At 69.5% G+C, this 16,464-nt stretch carries 14 protein-coding genes; 13 read left to right on the top strand and 1 reads right to left on the bottom strand.

Annotated elements, in window-relative coordinates:
- Positions 1-50: 50 nt before the first annotated feature.
- A complete protein-coding gene (locus ACSUPV_RS16775; RefSeq protein ID WP_436947752.1) occupies positions 51-1,874 on the top strand; it encodes a hydroxysqualene dehydroxylase in 1,824 nt (607 codons plus the stop codon).
- Positions 1,875-2,023: 149 nt separating this feature from the next.
- On the opposite strand, the gene ACSUPV_RS16770 is transcribed toward ACSUPV_RS16775, so the two are convergent.
- A complete protein-coding gene (locus ACSUPV_RS16770) occupies positions 2,024-2,857 on the bottom strand; it encodes a C40 family peptidase (RefSeq protein WP_037763525.1) in 834 nt (277 codons plus the stop codon).
- A 724-nt stretch (positions 2,858-3,581) separates the two neighbouring features.
- Between ACSUPV_RS16770 and ACSUPV_RS16765 the strand changes: the two genes are divergently transcribed.
- Genes ACSUPV_RS16765 through nuoL form a run of 12 tightly spaced genes read left to right on the top strand, consistent with a single transcriptional unit; the run spans position 3,582 to position 16,460 of the window.
- Positions 3,582-3,941 carry an NADH-quinone oxidoreductase subunit A gene (locus ACSUPV_RS16765; protein ID WP_019755222.1) on the top strand — a complete coding sequence of 120 codons (360 nt, stop codon included), beginning with the start codon at positions 3,582-3,584 and terminating at the stop codon, positions 3,939-3,941.
- Between the two features lie 13 nt (positions 3,942-3,954).
- Complete coding sequence (locus tag ACSUPV_RS16760) at positions 3,955-4,509, top strand: NuoB/complex I 20 kDa subunit family protein (protein ID WP_007383964.1); 555 nt, start codon at positions 3,955-3,957, stop codon at positions 4,507-4,509.
- The gene (locus ACSUPV_RS16755; protein ID WP_031117039.1) at positions 4,506-5,267 is read left to right on the top strand and encodes an NADH-quinone oxidoreductase subunit C; all 762 of its coding nucleotides are present in this window, start codon (positions 4,506-4,508) and stop codon (positions 5,265-5,267) included. The genes ACSUPV_RS16760 and ACSUPV_RS16755 overlap by 4 nt, the downstream gene beginning before the upstream one ends.
- Positions 5,264-6,586 (top strand): NADH-quinone oxidoreductase subunit D, encoded by a 1,323-nt coding sequence (locus ACSUPV_RS16750; protein WP_031117038.1) that lies wholly within the window; start codon positions 5,264-5,266, stop codon positions 6,584-6,586. Before ACSUPV_RS16755 ends, ACSUPV_RS16750 begins: the two co-directional genes overlap by 4 nt.
- Positions 6,583-7,443: an NADH-quinone oxidoreductase subunit NuoE gene (nuoE, locus tag ACSUPV_RS16745; protein WP_031117037.1), complete on the top strand. Its 861-nt coding sequence runs from the start codon at positions 6,583-6,585 to the stop codon at positions 7,441-7,443. The genes ACSUPV_RS16750 and nuoE overlap by 4 nt, the downstream gene beginning before the upstream one ends.
- Positions 7,443-8,789, top strand: coding sequence for an NADH-quinone oxidoreductase subunit NuoF (gene nuoF / locus ACSUPV_RS16740; RefSeq protein WP_359757883.1), 1,347 nt, complete (start codon positions 7,443-7,445; stop codon positions 8,787-8,789). Before nuoE ends, nuoF begins: the two co-directional genes overlap by 1 nt.
- Positions 8,786-11,290, top strand: coding sequence for an NADH-quinone oxidoreductase subunit G (locus tag ACSUPV_RS16735; protein WP_031117035.1), 2,505 nt, complete (start codon positions 8,786-8,788; stop codon positions 11,288-11,290). The genes nuoF and ACSUPV_RS16735 overlap by 4 nt, the downstream gene beginning before the upstream one ends.
- Before the next feature lie 20 nt (positions 11,291-11,310).
- Positions 11,311-12,687, top strand: a complete 1,377-nt coding sequence (nuoH, locus tag ACSUPV_RS16730) for an NADH-quinone oxidoreductase subunit NuoH (RefSeq protein ID WP_037763533.1) — start codon at positions 11,311-11,313, stop codon at positions 12,685-12,687.
- Entirely contained in the window at positions 12,680-13,345 is a 666-nt protein-coding gene (nuoI, locus tag ACSUPV_RS16725) for an NADH-quinone oxidoreductase subunit NuoI (RefSeq protein ID WP_037763535.1), read from the top strand. The genes nuoH and nuoI overlap by 8 nt, the downstream gene beginning before the upstream one ends.
- Positions 13,342-14,184 (top strand): NADH-quinone oxidoreductase subunit J, encoded by an 843-nt coding sequence (locus ACSUPV_RS16720; RefSeq protein ID WP_031117032.1) that lies wholly within the window; start codon positions 13,342-13,344, stop codon positions 14,182-14,184. Before nuoI ends, ACSUPV_RS16720 begins: the two co-directional genes overlap by 4 nt.
- Positions 14,181-14,480: an NADH-quinone oxidoreductase subunit NuoK gene (gene nuoK, locus ACSUPV_RS16715; RefSeq protein ID WP_003992252.1), complete on the top strand. Its 300-nt coding sequence runs from the start codon at positions 14,181-14,183 to the stop codon at positions 14,478-14,480. The genes ACSUPV_RS16720 and nuoK overlap by 4 nt, the downstream gene beginning before the upstream one ends.
- Positions 14,481-14,495: 15 nt before the next feature.
- Positions 14,496-16,460, top strand: coding sequence for an NADH-quinone oxidoreductase subunit L (nuoL, locus tag ACSUPV_RS16710; protein ID WP_359784766.1), 1,965 nt, complete (start codon positions 14,496-14,498; stop codon positions 16,458-16,460).
- Positions 16,461-16,464 lie beyond the last annotated feature (4 nt).

Raw genomic sequence — 16,464 nt, 5'->3', positions numbered from 1 at the left:
CGGGAAGCCGACTTCCGGCATCGGGAGCCCCTCCCTACCCTCCGGGAATCATGACAACAGAACACACGCAGCAGTCCCAGGAGCAGTCCGGCCACACGCGCAGACGCTTCCTCTCGGGCGCCGGGGCCGCCTTAGGAGCCGGCGTGGGCGTCGGGGCCGGCGTCGCGAGTGCCGCTCCCGCCTCCGCCGGCAAGCGCGTCGCCGTCCTCGGCGGTGGCGTCTCCGGCCTCAGCGCCGCCCACGAACTCGCCGAGCGCGGCTACGCCGTCACCGTCTACGAGTACTACGACGCACTCGGCGGCAAGGCCCGCTCGATGGACGTCCCCGGCACCGGCACCGGCGGCCGCGCACCCCTCCCCGGCGAGCACGGCTTCCGCTTCTTCCCCGGCTTCTACCGGAACCTCCCCGACACCCTGCGCCGCATACCCTTCGCGGGCAACGCCGACGGCGTCCGCGGCAACCTCCGCTCCGGCACCGAGGCGCTGTTCGCCCGCGGCTCCGGCCGCCCGGACCTGCACTTCCCGCTCCGCCGCGCCACCACCCCGCCCCGCCCCGGCGACCTGACCCCGTCCTGGATCCGCGACCAGATCCTGTCCGTGCTCGACCTCGGCACCCGCCTGCCCGCCCACGAGGCCGCCTACTTCGCCAACCGCCTCCTCGTCCACCTCACCAGCTGCGAGGCCCGCCGCGAGGGCCAGTGGGAGAAGGTCGCCTGGTGGGACTTCATCCGCGCCGAGGAGATGAGCGAGGAGTACCGCACCGTCCTCGGCGTCGGCCAGACCCGCAACCTCGTCGCCACGCGCGCGGAGGTCGCGTCCACGCGGACCGTCGGGCGCGTCATCATCGAGGCCCTGCTGCTGTGGGGCCTGCTCGGCCGTGGCATGGACGGCCCCGACGCCGACGTCGACCGCGTCCTGAACGCCCCCACGAGCGAGGCGTGGATCGACCCGTGGGAGACCCACCTGCGCTCCCTCGGCGTCGAGTTCGCCCTCGGCACCCAGGTCCACGAGGTCCTCTGCGACGGCGGCGGCGTGACCGGCGTACGGGTCTCCGCCCGCGACGGGGGCCACGAGCGCGTGATCACGGCCGACCACTACGTCAGCGCCCTGCCCGTCGAGCACGCCCGCCTCACCTGGGGCCCGGCCCTGCGCGCCGCCGACCCGCAGCTCGCCCGCTGCGACGCGCTGCAGACCGACTGGATGACCGGCGTGATGTTCTACCTGCGCACCCCGACCCCGGTCGTGCACGGCCACGTCAACTGCCTCGACTCGCCCTGGTCGGTGACGGCCGTCGGCCAGGCCCAGTTCTGGGACGTGCGCGACTTCGCGCGCGACTACGGGGACGGGCAGGCCCGCGACTGCCTCTCCGCGATCATCTCGGAATGGGACAAGCCCGGCATCCTGTACGGGAAGACGGCGAAGGAGTGCACCAGGGAAGAAGTCGTCGCCGAACTCTGGGCCCAGCTGAAGGACGGCCTGAACGACAGCGGCAAGACGACCCTGAGGGACGAGGACCGGCTGGGCTGGTTCATGGACCCGGCGGTGACGGGCCTGGGCGGCCCCGACCCGCAGAACCGCGAACAGCTCCTCGTCCACCCCACGGGCACGTTCCACAACCGCCCGACCGCCCGCACGAAGGTGCCCAACTTCTTCCTCGCGGGCGACTACGTCCGCACCGACGTCGACCTGGCGTCGATGGAGGGCGCCAACGAGTCCGCGCGACACGCCGTCAACGCACTGCTTGATGCGGACGATTCGGACATCGAGCGCTGCCGGGTCTGGGAACTGTACCGACCGCCGGAGCTGGAGCCCCTGAAGCGCGTGGACGAACTGCGGTACCGGCTGGGGCTGCCGAACACGTTCGACCTCGGATAGGCGCCCAGAGGGGCCCTGGAGGGCCGTGAAGGCTCGGCGAGGTGCCCCGGACAGGCGGGGAGGGCCGTTGCCCCCGAGCGGCAGCGGCCCTCTTGCCCGTTATGTGTGCATCAGTGATGAGTCACGCGTGCATCAGTGATGAAGTGACGTCAGAGGACGCGCACCGCGCCCGACGCCGGGTAGCCCGACAGGTCCTGGATGACGACGCCCTTGGACGGGTTCGCCGCGTCCAGGTACTGGCCGTTCCCGATGTAGACACCCACGTGGTACGCGGAGCCCTTGCCGCCCCAGTACAGGATGTCGCCGACCTGGATGCTGGACAGCGGGACGTCCGTGCCGGCCATCGACTGGTCCTGCGAGACGCGCGGCAGGTCCACACCCACCTGCTTGTACGCGGCCTGCACGAGGGAGGAGCAGTCCCAGGCGTTGGGACCGGTGGCGCCCAGGACGTAGGCGTCGCCCACCTGGGCCTTCAGGAAGGCGATGACCGTCGCGACGCTGCCGCTGGCGGGCGCCGAGACCGACGCCGAGGCGGACGCGGAGGCGGACAGGGTGGCGCGCTCGGCGCTGCGCTCGGCGCGCTCGGCGGCGGCCTTGCGGGCGGCCTCGGCGGCCTTCTTCTTGGCCTCGGCCTTCTTCTTCGCCTCGGCGAGGTCCTTCTTGGCCTCCGCGGCGGCCTTGGCGGCGGCGGCGTCACGCTCTGCGCGCAGCTCGTAGTTCGCGGCGGCCTGCTGCGTGGCGGCCGCGGACTGGGCCACCTGAGCGGACATGTCGGCCGTCAGGGTGGGCAGTTCGATGGTCTGCGTCACCGGCTCGGCGGCGTTCGCCGAGGCCGACGCACCCGCCGCTGCCATGCTGAGAACGCCACCGGCAACTCCGGCACGCATGGCGATCGTGGAGGTCGCGCTGCGGCGGGGTTTCCGGTGGCTGCGTATGTGAGCGGTGTGGGACATGGGAACAACCGGTACCAGGGGCTCCTTCATATCTTCAAGAAACGTGGGCTGCGCCACAGTTGCTCAATCGGGCCGCCAAAAACCCCCGACGAGGCCCTTTATTGACGCCGTAACGGACATTGCGGGCGGCCTGTGACCATGCTGTGATCACGCTCTTTGATCAATACGCCCGAATTGCCCCGCGCTTACCACTGGTTGCGTTGATTGGCCAAGCCCCGTTCTCATGAACCTCTCATCGCTGTGACGGAGGTCACGGAACGGTTGCTCTGACGGCAGCGTCCCGGCGCGTAGATCACGGCCGGGTCACGGCCTCGCGAAGATCGTGAACGCGTGCACGCGTCCACACCCCGTTCCGTACGCCCCCCGCGGTGTGAACGCGCCTCTATCAAGAGATCAAGTCCAGCGCCAATTTGCATGCAAGGGAACCATCTTGATATTGAGACGCACCCTCCGGCCTGCGCTGACGAGCCAAAATGTCACCTCTGGTGATCACTCGGACGCTTCGGGTGTGAAGATCACCGCTCACCCGACTTCATGATCGATCGTCAGGTGGTGGAGATCACAAAGCTTGTGCAATACCCCGTGTCGCAGATCACAGAGCGTCGGGCATAAGATGCACGCGGTTGGGCTTGTGACCTGCTTCACATGTTCCCGATCTTCGCCGGGGCGGGCGAGGTTCAGGGGACCGGTGGGGCGGATGTGAGCCCGATGCAAACCGCCAGCAGTCAGTGCCGACTGAGAGGAGCGAGGAGCGGTGAACGCTTATGCGCCCATCCTCGTACTGGGAGCCCTCGGGGCAGGCTTTGCGATCTTCTCCGTGGTCATGGCCACGTTGATCGGGCCCAAGCGGTACAACCGGGCCAAGCTCGAGGCCTACGAGTGCGGTATCGAGCCGACCCCCACGCCGGCCGGCGGCGGGCGCTTCCCGATCAAGTACTACCTGACGGCGATGCTCTTCATCATTTTCGATATCGAGATCGTCTTCCTCTACCCCTGGGCCGTCAGCTTCGACGCCCTGGGGATTTTCGGGCTCGTGGAGATGCTGCTCTTCGTGCTCACCGTCTTCGTCGCGTACGCGTACGTATGGCGGCGCGGCGGCCTGGAATGGGACTGAGGGGCCACAAGTCATGGGACTCGAAGAAAAGCTGCCGAGCGGCTTCCTGCTGACCACCGTCGAGCAGGCCGCGGGCTGGGTGCGCAAGGCGTCGGTCTTCCCCGCCACGTTCGGCCTCGCCTGCTGCGCCATCGAGATGATGACCACCGGCGCCGGCCGCTACGACCTGGCGCGCTTCGGCATGGAGGTCTTCCGGGGCTCGCCGCGCCAGGCGGACCTGATGATCGTCGCCGGCCGGGTCAGCCAGAAGATGGCGCCGGTGCTCAGGCAGGTCTACGACCAGATGCCGAACCCCAAGTGGGTGATCTCCATGGGGGTCTGCGCCTCCTCCGGCGGCATGTTCAACAACTACGCCATCGTCCAGGGCGTCGACCACATCGTGCCGGTCGACATCTACCTCCCCGGCTGCCCGCCACGGCCGGAGATGCTGATGGACGCCATCCTCAAGCTCCACCAGAAGATCCAGTCCTCCAAGCTCGGCGTGAACGCCGAGGAGGCGGCCCGCGAGGCGGAGGAGGCGGCGCTCAAGGCCCTGCCCACGATCGAGATGAAGGGGCTGCTGCGGTGAGCGACGCGAACGGCACCAACGGCGCGAACGGGTCGAACGGGGTGAACCCCGAGAAGGACCTCTCCGCGGAGAACCTCCCGGGCCAGCGCGGCCAGGGCGGCGAGGAGATCCGCGTCCAGCGCGGCATGTTCGGCGCCAACAACGGCGGCGACACCTCCGGCTACGGAGGCCTGGTCCGCTCGGTCCGGCTCCCGGGACCGGCGACCCGCCCCTACGGCGGTTGGTTCGACGAGGTCGCCGACGAACTGGAGGGCGCCCTGGAGGAACAGGGACTGCTCCCTGAGAACGCCATCGAGAAGACGGTCGTCGACCGCGACGAGCTGACCTTCCACATCGAGCGCGAGCACCTGGTCCGCGTCGCCCGCACCCTGCGCGACGACCCGGCCCTGCGCTTCGAGCTGTGCACCGGCGTCAGCGGCGTCCACTACCCGAACGACAAGGGCCGCGAGCTGCACGCGGTCTACCACCTGCGCTCGATCACCCACAACCGGGTGATCCGCCTGGAGGTCAGCGCCCCCGACAGCGACCCGCACATCCCGTCCCTGTTCTCGGTCTATCCGACCAACGACTGGCACGAGCGCGAGACGTACGACTTCTTCGGCATCGTCTTCGACGGCCACCCCGCCCTGACGCGGATCATGATGCCGGACGACTGGCAGGGCTTTCCGCAGCGCAAGGACTACCCCCTCGGCGGCATCCCCGTCGAGTACAAGGGCGCCCAGATCCCGGCTCCGGACCAGCGGAGGTCGTACTCGTGAGCACTTCGCACGCATCCCCTCGCGAGACCACCGAGGGCACCGTTTACACCGTCACCGGCGGCGACTGGGACGAGGTCGTCCAGTCCGCGGCCCGCGCCGACGACGAGCGCATCGTCGTCAACATGGGCCCGCAGCACCCGTCCACGCACGGCGTGCTCCGCCTGATCCTGGAGATCGAGGGCGAGACCGTCACCGAGGCCCGCTGCGGCATCGGTTATCTGCACACCGGCATCGAGAAGAACCTCGAGTACCGGACGTGGACGCAGGGCACCACGTTCGTGACGCGCATGGACTACCTGACGCCGTTCTTCAACGAGACGGCGTACTGCCTCGGCGTCGAGAAGCTCCTCGGCATCGAGGACCAGATCCCGGACCGCGCCTCGATCATCCGCGTGCTCCTGATGGAGCTGAACCGGTTGTCCTCGCACCTGGTGTGCATCGCCACCGGCGGCATGGAACTCGGCGCCACCACGATCATGATCTACGGATTCCGTGATCGTGAACTCATTCTCGACATCTACGAGCTGATCACCGGCCTGCGGATGAACCACGCGTACATCCGCCCCGGCGGACTCGCCCAGGACCTGCCGCCCGGCGCGGTGGACCAGATCCGCGAGTTCGTGAAGAAGATGAAGAAGAACCTCCCGGAGTACGACAAGCTCGCCACCGGGAACCCCATCTTCAAGGCCCGCATGCAGGACATCGGCTACCTCGACCTGGCCGGCTGCATGGCCCTCGGCGCCACCGGCCCGATCCTGCGCTCCACCGGCCTGCCCCACGACCTGCGCAAGGCCCAGCCGTACTGCGGCTACGAGACGTACGACTTCGACGTCCCGACCGCCGACACCTGCGACGCCTACGGCCGCTTCCTCATCCGGCTGGAGGAGATGCGCCAGTCGCTGCGGATCGTCGAGCAGTGCCTCGACCGGCTCCAGCCCGGCCCGGTCATGGTCGCCGACAAGAAGATCGCCTGGCCCGCCCAGCTCGCCCTGGGACCGGACGGGCTCGGCAACTCCCTCGACCACATCAAGAAGATCATGGGCACCTCCATGGAGGCCCTGATCCACCACTTCAAGCTGGTCACCGAGGGCTTCCGCGTCCCGCCGGGACAGGTGTACGCGGCGGTCGAGTCGCCCAAGGGCGAGCTCGGGGTGCACGTCGTGTCCGACGGCGGCACCCGCCCCTACCGGGTCCACTTCCGCGACCCGTCCTTCACCAACCTTCAGGCCATGGCGGCGATGTGCGAGGGCGGCCAGGTCGCCGATGTCATCGTCGCCGTCGCGTCCATCGACCCCGTGATGGGAGGCGTCGACCGGTGACCACCTCATCCTCCGAGCGGGGCGTCAGCCTGGGCATGCCCGAACTGCCCGCACCCGCCTACCCGGACGACGTCCGGGCCCGTCTGGAGACCGACGCGCGCGAGGTCATCGCCCGCTACCCGGACTCCCGGTCCGCCCTCCTGCCGCTGCTGCACCTCGTGCAGTCCGAGGAAGGGCACGTCACGCGCACCGGCATGCAGTTCTGCGCGGACATGCTCGGCCTGACCACGGCCGAGGTCACCGCCGTCGCCACCTTCTACACCATGTACCGGCGCCGGCCGAGCGGTGACTACCAGGTCGGGGTGTGCACCAACACCCTGTGTGCCGTGATGGGCGGGGACGCGATCTTCGAGGAGCTCCAGGAGCACCTCGGCGTCGGCAACGGCGAGACCACCGACGACGGCAAGGTCACCCTGGAGCACATCGAGTGCAACGCGGCCTGCGACTTCGCGCCGGTCGTGATGGTCAACTGGGAGTTCTTCGACAACCAGACCCCGGCCAGCGCCAAGCGCCTCGTCGACGACCTGCGCGCGGGACGGCCCGTCGCACCCACGCGCGGGGCGCCCCTGTGCACCTTCAAGGAGACCGCTCGAATCCTGGCCGGCTTCCCCGACGAGCGGGACGGGGCCGTCGAGTCCGGGGGAAGCGCGGGACCCGCTTCCCTGGTCGGCCTGAAGCTCGCCAGGGGGGAGGGCGCTCCCGCCCGCGTGGTGCACCCGCGCGGCGAGGCGGCCCGCACCGATGCGCCGCACGATCCGTCACCGACGGAGCACTTGAGCTCGCACGACGCGCCGCAGGACACGTCGGCCTCCGACCCGGCCCACCCGGCCGGGCCCACAGCCGAGGAGGGGGAGTGATGACCTTGGCACCCGAGCTGAAAGACATGAGCCCCGAGAAGCTGCTCGCACCGGTGCTGTCGGCCTTCTGGGACGAGGACAGGTCCTGGACGCTGGACGTGTACCGCAGGCACGACGGCTACGAGGGGCTTCGCAAGGCGCTCGCCATGTCGCCGGACGACGTGATCGCGTACGTCAAGGAGTCCGGTCTGCGGGGGCGCGGCGGCGCGGGATTCCCCACGGGGATGAAGTGGCAGTTCATCCCTCAGGGAGATGGGAAGCCGCACTATCTGGTTGTCAACGCCGACGAGTCGGAGCCGGGGACGTGCAAGGACATCCCGCTCCTCTTCGCGAACCCGCACAGCCTCATCGAGGGCATGATCATCGCGTGTTACGCCATCAGGTCGTCGCATGCCTTCATCTATCTGCGTGGTGAAGTCGTCCCAGTCCTGCGGCGGTTGCACTCTGCCGTGCGCGAGGCGTACGAGGCGGGCTTCCTCGGCGAGAACATCCTGGGCAGCGGACTCGACCTCGACATCACCGTGCACGCGGGCGCGGGCGCGTACATCTGCGGTGAGGAGACCGCACTGCTGGACTCGCTCGAAGGCCGCCGGGGTCAACCGCGGCTTCGTCCCCCCTTCCCTGCCGTCGCGGGCCTCTATGCCTGCCCGACTGTGGTGAACAACGTCGAGTCGATCGCTTCGGTTCCCGCGATCATGCATCGGGGCAAGGAATGGTTCCGGTCGATGGGGAGTGAGAAGTCGCCCGGCTTCACGCTCTACTCCCTCTCCGGCCATGTCGCGAGCCCCGGTCAGTACGAGGCGCCGCTCGGGATCACGCTCCGCCAGCTCCTCGAGATGAGCGGTGGCATGCGCCCCGGGCACCGCCTCAAGTTCTGGACGCCGGGCGGCTCCTCGACCCCGATGTTCACCGACGAGCACCTCGACGTCCCTCTTGATTACGAAGGAGTGGGCGCCGCGGGTTCCATGCTCGGCACAAAAGCTCTCCAGTGCTTCGACGAGACGACCTGCGTGGTCCGTGCCGTCACGCGCTGGACCGAGTTCTACGCCCACGAGTCCTGCGGCAAGTGCACGCCCTGCCGCGAAGGGACCTACTGGCTCGTGCAGCTGCTGCGCGACATCGAGGCCGGCAAGGGACAGATGTCCGACCTCGACAAGCTGAACGACATCGCCGACAACATCAACGGCAAGTCCTTCTGCGCCCTGGGCGACGGCGCCGCCTCGCCGATCTTCTCCTCGCTGAAGTACTTCCGCGAGGAGTACGAGCAGCACATCACGGGCCGGGGCTGCCCCTTCGACCCGGCCAAGTCGACGGCCTGGGCCGACCGCACGGAGGTGAACGCATGACCGTGACCACCAGCTCTCCCTCCGGCGGGGGAGAGGCGGCGGTCCCGCCGGAGGACCTCGTGTCGCTGACGATCGACGGCATCGAGATCAGCGTGCCCAAGGGCACCCTGGTCATCCGGGCCGCCGAGCAACTCGGCATCGAGATCCCCCGGTTCTGCGACCACCCCCTCCTGGACCCGGCCGGCGCCTGCCGCCAGTGCATCGTCGAGGTGGAGGGCCAGCGCAAGCCCATGGCCTCCTGCACCATCACCTGCACCGACGGGATGGTGGTGAAGACCCACCTGACCTCCCCGGTCGCGGAGAAGGCCCAGAAGGGTGTGATGGAGCTCCTGCTCATCAACCACCCCCTGGACTGCCCGGTCTGCGACAAGGGCGGCGAGTGCCCGCTGCAGAACCAGGCCATGTCGCACGGCGACGCCGAGTCCCGCTTCGACGGCCGCAAGCGGACCTACGAGAAGCCCGTCCCGATCTCCACGCAGGTGCTGCTCGACCGAGAGCGGTGCGTGCTGTGCGCCCGCTGCACCCGGTTCTCCAACCAGGTCGCGGGCGACCCGATGATCGAGCTGATCGAGCGGGGCGCGCTCCAGCAGGTCGGCACCGGCGAGGGCGACCCGTTCGAGTCGTACTTCTCCGGCAACACCATCCAGATCTGCCCCGTGGGAGCGCTGACCTCAGCGGCGTACCGATTCCGCTCCCGCCCCTTCGACCTGGTCTCCTCCCCGTCGGTGTGCGAGCACTGCTCCGGTGGCTGCGCCACCCGCACCGACCACCGGCGCGGCAAGGTCATGCGGCGGCTCGCGGCCAACGACCCCGAGGTCAACGAGGAGTGGATCTGCGACAAGGGACGGTTCGCCTTCCGGTACGCCCAGCAGCGGGACCGGCTGGAAACGCCCCTGGTGCGCAACGCCGAGGGCGAGCTGGAACCGGCCTCCTGGCCCGAGGCGCTGCAGATCGCGGCCCAGGGGCTGCTGGCCTCCCGGGGCCGCACCGGCGTCCTGACCGGTGGCCGCCTCACCATCGAGGACGCCTACGCGTACAGCAAGTTCGCGCGCGTGGCGCTCGACACCAACGACATCGACTTCCGCGCGCGCGTGCACAGCGGTGAGGAGGCCGACTTCCTCGCCGCCCAGGTCGCCGGACGCGGCCGGGACCTCGACGGCACGGGCGTCACGTACACCGCGCTGGAGAAGGCACCCGCCGTCCTGCTGGTCGGGTTCGAGGCCGAGGAGGAGGCGCCCGGCGTCTTCCTGCGGCTGCGCAAGGCCTGGCGCAAGCACGGGCAGCGGACCTTCTCGCTCGCCACCCACACCACCCGGGGTCTGGAGAAGGCCGGCGGCACGCTGCTGCCGGCGGCTCCCGGCACCGAGACCGAGTGGCTGGACGCCCTCGCGAGCAACGTCGGTCTGGAGGGCGACGGCGCTGCCGCCGCAGAGGCGCTGCGCGCCGAGGGCGCGGTGATCGTCGTCGGCGAGCGGCTGGCCGCGGTGGCCGGCGGGCTCACCGCCGCCGTCCGCACCGCCACCGCGACCGGGGCCCGGCTGGTGTGGATCCCGCGCCGGGCCGGGGAACGCGGCGCCGTCGAGGCGGGCGCGCTGCCGTCGCTGCTGCCGGGCGGGCGTCCGGCCACGGACCCCCGCGCGCGGGACGAGGTCGCCGCCGTCTGGGGCGTCGCCGGCCTGCCGCACCGCTACGGCCGCGACACCGGCCAGATCGTGGAGGCCGCCGCGACCGGCGAACTCCAGGCGCTGCTGGTGGCGGGTGTGGAGATCGCCGACCTGCCCGACCCGGCACGCGCGCGTGCCGCGCTCGACGAGGTCGGCTTCCTTGTCTCGCTCGAACTGCGGCCCGGCGAGATCACCCGCAAGGCCGACGTGGTCCTGCCCGTCGCCGCGGTCGCCGAGAAGGCCGGCACCTTCCTCAACTGGGAGGGCCGGGTCCGCTTCTTCGAGGCCGCGCTCAAGCCCGACCAGATGACCCGGCGCCTCGCGCCCACCGACGCGCGCGTGCTGCAGATGCTCGCGGACGCCATGGACGTCCACCTGGGCCTGCCGGACCTGCGCACCGTACGGGCCGAGATCGACCGGCTCGGCGCCTGGGACGGTCCGCGAGCCGGTGAACCCCTGGAGACCGCGGGCCCGCTGCCCCGCCCGGCCGCGGGCGAGGCCGTGCTCGCCGGACACCGGCTCCTGCTCGACCAGGGCGTCCTCCAGCAGGGCGACGAGGCACTCGCCGGCACCCGGCACGCCGCACGCGCGCGCGTGTCGGCCGCCACGGCTGCCGAGGCGGGCGTCAAGGACGGCGACCTCCTCGCGGTCACCGGCCCCGAGGGAGCCGTCGCACTCCCGCTGCAGATCAGCGACATGCCCGACCGGGTGGTGTGGCTCCCGCTGAACTCCACCGGCGGCGGCGTCGCCTCCGACACCGGGGCGCGGCCCGGCTCCCTCGTCCGCATCGGCCCGGCGACCCTCGCCGGCGAGGCCCCCAAGGAGGTGGAGGCATGAGCCTTCAAGGAGGTGGAGGCATGAGCCCGTACCTCGCCGCTGAAGACCTCTCGATGTTCGGCACCGACCCCTGGTGGCTGGTCGCCATCAAGGCGGTGTTCTGCTTCGCCTTCCTGATGGTGACCGTGCTGATCTCCATCGTCATGGAGCGCAAGGTCGTCGCCTGGATGCAGCTGCGCATCGGCCCCAACCGGCACGGCCCCTGGGGCATGCTCCAGTCGCTCGCCGACGGCATCAAGCTGATGCTGAAGGAGGACGTCGTCGTCAAGCGCGCGGACAAGGCGGTGTACGTCCTCGCGCCGATCGTCGCCGCCATCCCGGCCTTCATGGCGATCGCGGTGATCCCCTTCGGCCCGGCCGGCAACGAGATCTCGATCTTCGGCCAGCGCACCACGATGCAGCTCACCGACCTGCCGATCGCGATGCTCTACATCCTCGCGGTCGCCTCGGTCGGCATCTACGGCATCGTGCTGGCGGGCTGGAGCTCCGGCTCGACCTACCCGCTGCTGGGCGGTCTGCGCTCGTGCGCGCAGATGATCTCCTACGAGATCGCGATGGGCGCCGCGTTCGCCTCCGTGTTCCTCTACTCGGGGTCGATGTCCACGTCGACGATCGTCGAGGGGCAGACCGACCGCTGGTACATCCTGCTGCTGCCGGTCTCCTTCATCATCTACATCGTCACGATGGTCGGCGAGACCAACCGCGCCCCCTTCGACATGCCGGAGTCCGAGGGCGACCTGGTCGGCGGCTTCAACACCGAGTACTCGTCGATCAAGTTCGCGATGTTCATGCTCGCCGAGTACGTCAACATGGTGACCGTCTCGGCCGTCGCCACCACGCTCTTCCTCGGCGGCTGGCGGGCGCCCTGGCCCATCAGCACCTTCTGGGAGGGCGCCAACCACGGCTGGTGGCCGTTGCTGTGGTTCACCGTCAAGGTGCAGCTGCTGCTGTTCATGTTCATCTGGATCCGCGGCACCCTCCCGCGCGTCCGCTACGACCAGCTGATGAAGCTCGGCTGGAAGGTCCTCATCCCGGTCTCGCTGGTGTGGCTGATGCTCGTCGCGAGCGTCCGGGCCCTGCGGAACGAGGGCTACGACTTCGCCGACATCGCCCTCTACGTCGGCGGCGGCGTCCTCGCCGTGCTGCTGCTCTCCTTCGTCGCCGACATGTTCCGCGAGAAGGCGAAGCAGGCCGAACCGCCGGCCGAGACCCCGGCCGCCTTCGACCCGATGGCGGGCGGGTTCCCCGTACCGCCCCTGCCGGGACAGGAACTTCCACCCGTCCCGCGACGCCGCTCGCGCCGTGAGCGGGAGCTGATTGTCAGTGGTGGGCCCGATACTCAGAGTGACGGATCTCTGGGCGGATCTACGGATGGAAAGGAGGCGTCCGATGGCTGAGGAACTCGAGCGTTCGAAGGCTGAGGAACCGAAGGACACCAAGCCCGGTTTCCAGAACCCCGTGGCCGGCTTCGGCGTGACCTTCAAGGCCATGTTCAAGAAGCGGCTGACCGAGCAGTACCCGGAGCAGCAGAAGACCACAGCTCCGCGCTTCCACGGCCGGCACCAGCTCAACCGCCATCCGGACGGCCTGGAGAAGTGCGTCGGCTGCGAGCTGTGCGCCTGGGCCTGCCCCGCCGACGCCATCTACGTCGAGGGCGCGGACAACACCGACGAGGAGCGCTACTCGCCCGGCGAGCGGTACGGCCGCGTCTACCAGATCAACTACGCCCGCTGCATCCTGTGCGGCCTGTGCATCGAGGCGTGCCCCACGCGCGCGCTGACGATGACGAACGAGTTCGAGCTGGCCGACTCCAGCCGCGCCAACCTCATCTACACCAAGGAGCAGCTGCTCGCCGGTCTTGAGGAGGGCATGGTCGACACGCCCCACGCCATCTACCCGGGCACGGACGAACAGGACTACTACCGGGGCCTGGTGACCGAAGCCGCCCCCGGTACGGAGCGCCAGGTCGCCCACTCCAAGGGCGAGGTGGTGCAGGAGGCCGACTCGACCTTCGGCGGGACCGAGCCGGCGTCGGAGAAGGTGATCGGCCGATGACCGCCCAGCTCGCCGCCTACTCCACCTCCACCGGAGAGGCCGTCCAGTTCTGGATCCTCGGCACCGTCGCGGTGATCGGAGCCCTGTGCACCGTCTTCATGAAGAAGGCCGTGCACAGCGCCCTCTGCCTCGCCGGGACCATGATCATCCTGGCGGTGTTCTACCTCGCCAACGGCGCCTACTTCCTGGGCGTCGTCCAGATCGTCGTCTACACGGGCGCGATCATGATGCTGTTCCTGTTCGTGGTGATGCTCGTCGGCGTCACCGCGGCGGACTCCCTGAAGGAGACCATCAAGGGCCAGCGCTGGCTGGCCCTGCTGTGCGGGCTCGGCTTCGGCGTCCTGCTGATCGCCGGGATCGGCAACGCCTCCCTCAGAGAGTTCAACGGCATCGGCCAGGCGAACGCCGGCGGGAACGTGGAGGGCATCGCCGCCCTCCTCTTCACCAAGTACGTCTTCGCGTTCGAGATCACCGGCGCCCTGCTCATCACGGCCGCCGTCGGCGCCATGGTGCTCACCCACCGGGAGCGCACCGAGCGCGCCAAGACGCAGCGGGAGCTCGCCGAGGAGCGCGTCCGCGAGGGCAAGTACCTGCCGCCGCTGCCGGCCCCCGGCGTCTACGCCCGGCACAACGCGGTCGACATCGCGGGCCTGCTGCCCGACGGCACCCCCTCCGACCTCACCGTCAGCAAGACCCTGCGCGAGCGGGGCCAGATCCGGGACGTGTCGCAGGAGGCGCTCAACGACCTGCGGGCCCTGGAGCAGCGTGCCGAGGAGCGCCTGGAGCGGAAGGCCATCGAGCCGGCCACGTTCAAGCGGCCCGAGGAGGCGTCGAAGTGAACCCGGTCAACTACCTCTATCTCGCGGCCCTGCTGTTCACGATCGGTGCCACCGGCGTGCTGATCCGGCGCAACGCGATCGTCGTGTTCATGTGCATCGAGCTCATGCTCAACGCCTGCAACCTCGCGTTCGTCGCCTTCTCCCGGATGCACGGCAACCTCGACGGCCAGATCATCGCCTTCTTCACGATGGTCGTCGCCGCCGCGGAGGTCGTGGTGGGGCTCGCGATCATCGTGTCCCTGTTCCGTGCCCGCCACTCGGCCTCGGTCGACGACGCCAGCCTGATGAAGCTGTAAGGGGTCGGGAGAATCGTGGAGAACCTGATTGCGCTGCTGGTGGCGGCGCCCCTGCTCGGAGCGGCGGTCCTGCTGTGCGGCGGACGCCGGCTGGACGCCGTCGGCCACTGGATCGGCACGCTGCTCGCGGCCGTCTCCTTCGTGCTCGGCCTGGTGCTGTTCACCGACATGCTCGGCCAGGACGCCGAACACCGCGTCATGGGACAGCACCTGTTCAGCTGGATCCCCGTCGAGGGCTTCCAGGCGGACGTCGCCTTCCGACTCGACCAGCTGTCCATGACGTTCGTGCTGCTGATCACGGGCGTCGGATCGCTGATCCACCTGTACTCCGTCGGGTACATGGAGCACGACGAGCGCCGCCGCCGCTTCTTCGGCTACCTGAACCTGTTCCTCGCGGCGATGCTGATCCTGGTCCTCGCCGACAACTACCTGCTGCTGTACGTCGGCTGGGAGGGCGTCGGTCTCGCCTCCTACCTGCTGATCGGCTTCTGGCAGCACAAGCCCAGCGCCGCCACGGCCGCGAAGAAGGCCTTCCTGGTCAACCGCGTCGGCGACATGGGCCTGTCCATCGCGATCATGCTGATGTTCCTGTGGTTCGGCACCTTCGCCTTCGGGCCGGTGCTCGGCAGCCACGAGGAGGCCGGGCTCGCCGGTGCCGCCGGTGAGGACAAGCTGACCGCGATCGCCCTGATGCTGCTGCTCGCCGCCTGCGGCAAGTCCGCCCAGGTGCCGCTGCAGTCCTGGCTCGGGGACGCGATGGAAGGTCCGACTCCGGTCTCGGCCCTCATCCACGCCGCGACGATGGTGACGGCGGGCGTCTACCTGATCGTCCGCTCCGGGGCCATCTTCAACGGCGCCCCGGACGCACAGCTGGTCGTCACGATCGTCGGCGCGGTCACGCTCCTGTTCGGTGCGATCGTCGGTTGCGCGAAGGACGACATCAAGAAGGCCCTGGCCGGCTCGACCATGTCGCAGATCGGCTACATGATCCTCGCCGCGGGCCTCGGCCCCATCGGCTACGTCTTCGCGATCATGCACCTGGTGACGCACGGCTTCTTCAAGGCCGGGCTGTTCCTCGGCGCCGGTTCGGTCATGCACGGCATGAACGACGAGGTGGACATGCGGAGGTACGGCGGCCTCAGGAAGTACATGCCGGTCACCTTCGTCACCTTCGGCCTCGGCTACCTCGCGATCATCGGCTTCCCGGGCCTGTCCGGCTTCTTCTCCAAGGACAAGATCATCGAGGCGGCGTTCGCCAAGGGCGGCACCGAGGGATGGATCCTCGGCGCCTGCGCCCTGCTCGGCGCGGCCATCACCGCGTACTACATGACGCGCGTGATGCTGATGACGTTCTTCGGCGAGGAGCGTTGGCGCAACGCCCCGACGCCGTCCCCGGCCGAGCCGGACGTGGAGCCCGCCGCCGAGACACGCGGCGAGTACACCCCGCCGCACCCGCACGAGTCGCCCAAGGTCATGACGATCCCGATGATCGTGCTGGCCGTGGGATCGGTGGCGGGCGGCGCGTTCTTCAGCATCGGCGACCGCTTCATGCACTGGCTGGAGCCCATCACGGGACACGACCACGGGCACCCGCCGGTCAGCGCGCTCACGGTCACGCTGTCCACGGTCGCCGTCATGGTCCTCGGCGTCGCCCTCGCCTGGTCGCAGTACGGCCGCCGCCCGGTCCCGGCCGTCGCCCCGCGCGGCTCGCTGCTCACCCGGGCCGCCCGCCGCGACCTGCTCCAGGACGACTTCAACCACGTGGTGCTGGTCCGCGGCGGCGAGCACCTCACGCGGTCCCTGGTCTACGTCGACCACACCCTGGTCGACGGCGTCGTCAACGGCACGGCGGCCTCGGTCGGCGGCCTCTCCGGGCGGATGCGCAGGCTGCAGAACGGCTTCGCCCGCTCCTACGCGGTCTCGATGTTCGGCGGCGCGGCGGTCATCGTCGCCGCGACCCTGCTGATGAGGGCGGTCTGATACC

Origin of the sequence: Streptomyces sp. SudanB52_2052, from assembly GCF_964272415.1 — a bacterium.
GTDB classification, from domain to species: domain Bacteria; phylum Actinomycetota; class Actinomycetes; order Streptomycetales; family Streptomycetaceae; genus Streptomyces; species Streptomyces olindensis.
The sequence above is the reverse complement of the archived record's forward strand: the minus strand, read 5'-3'. Positions and strand labels throughout refer to the sequence as shown.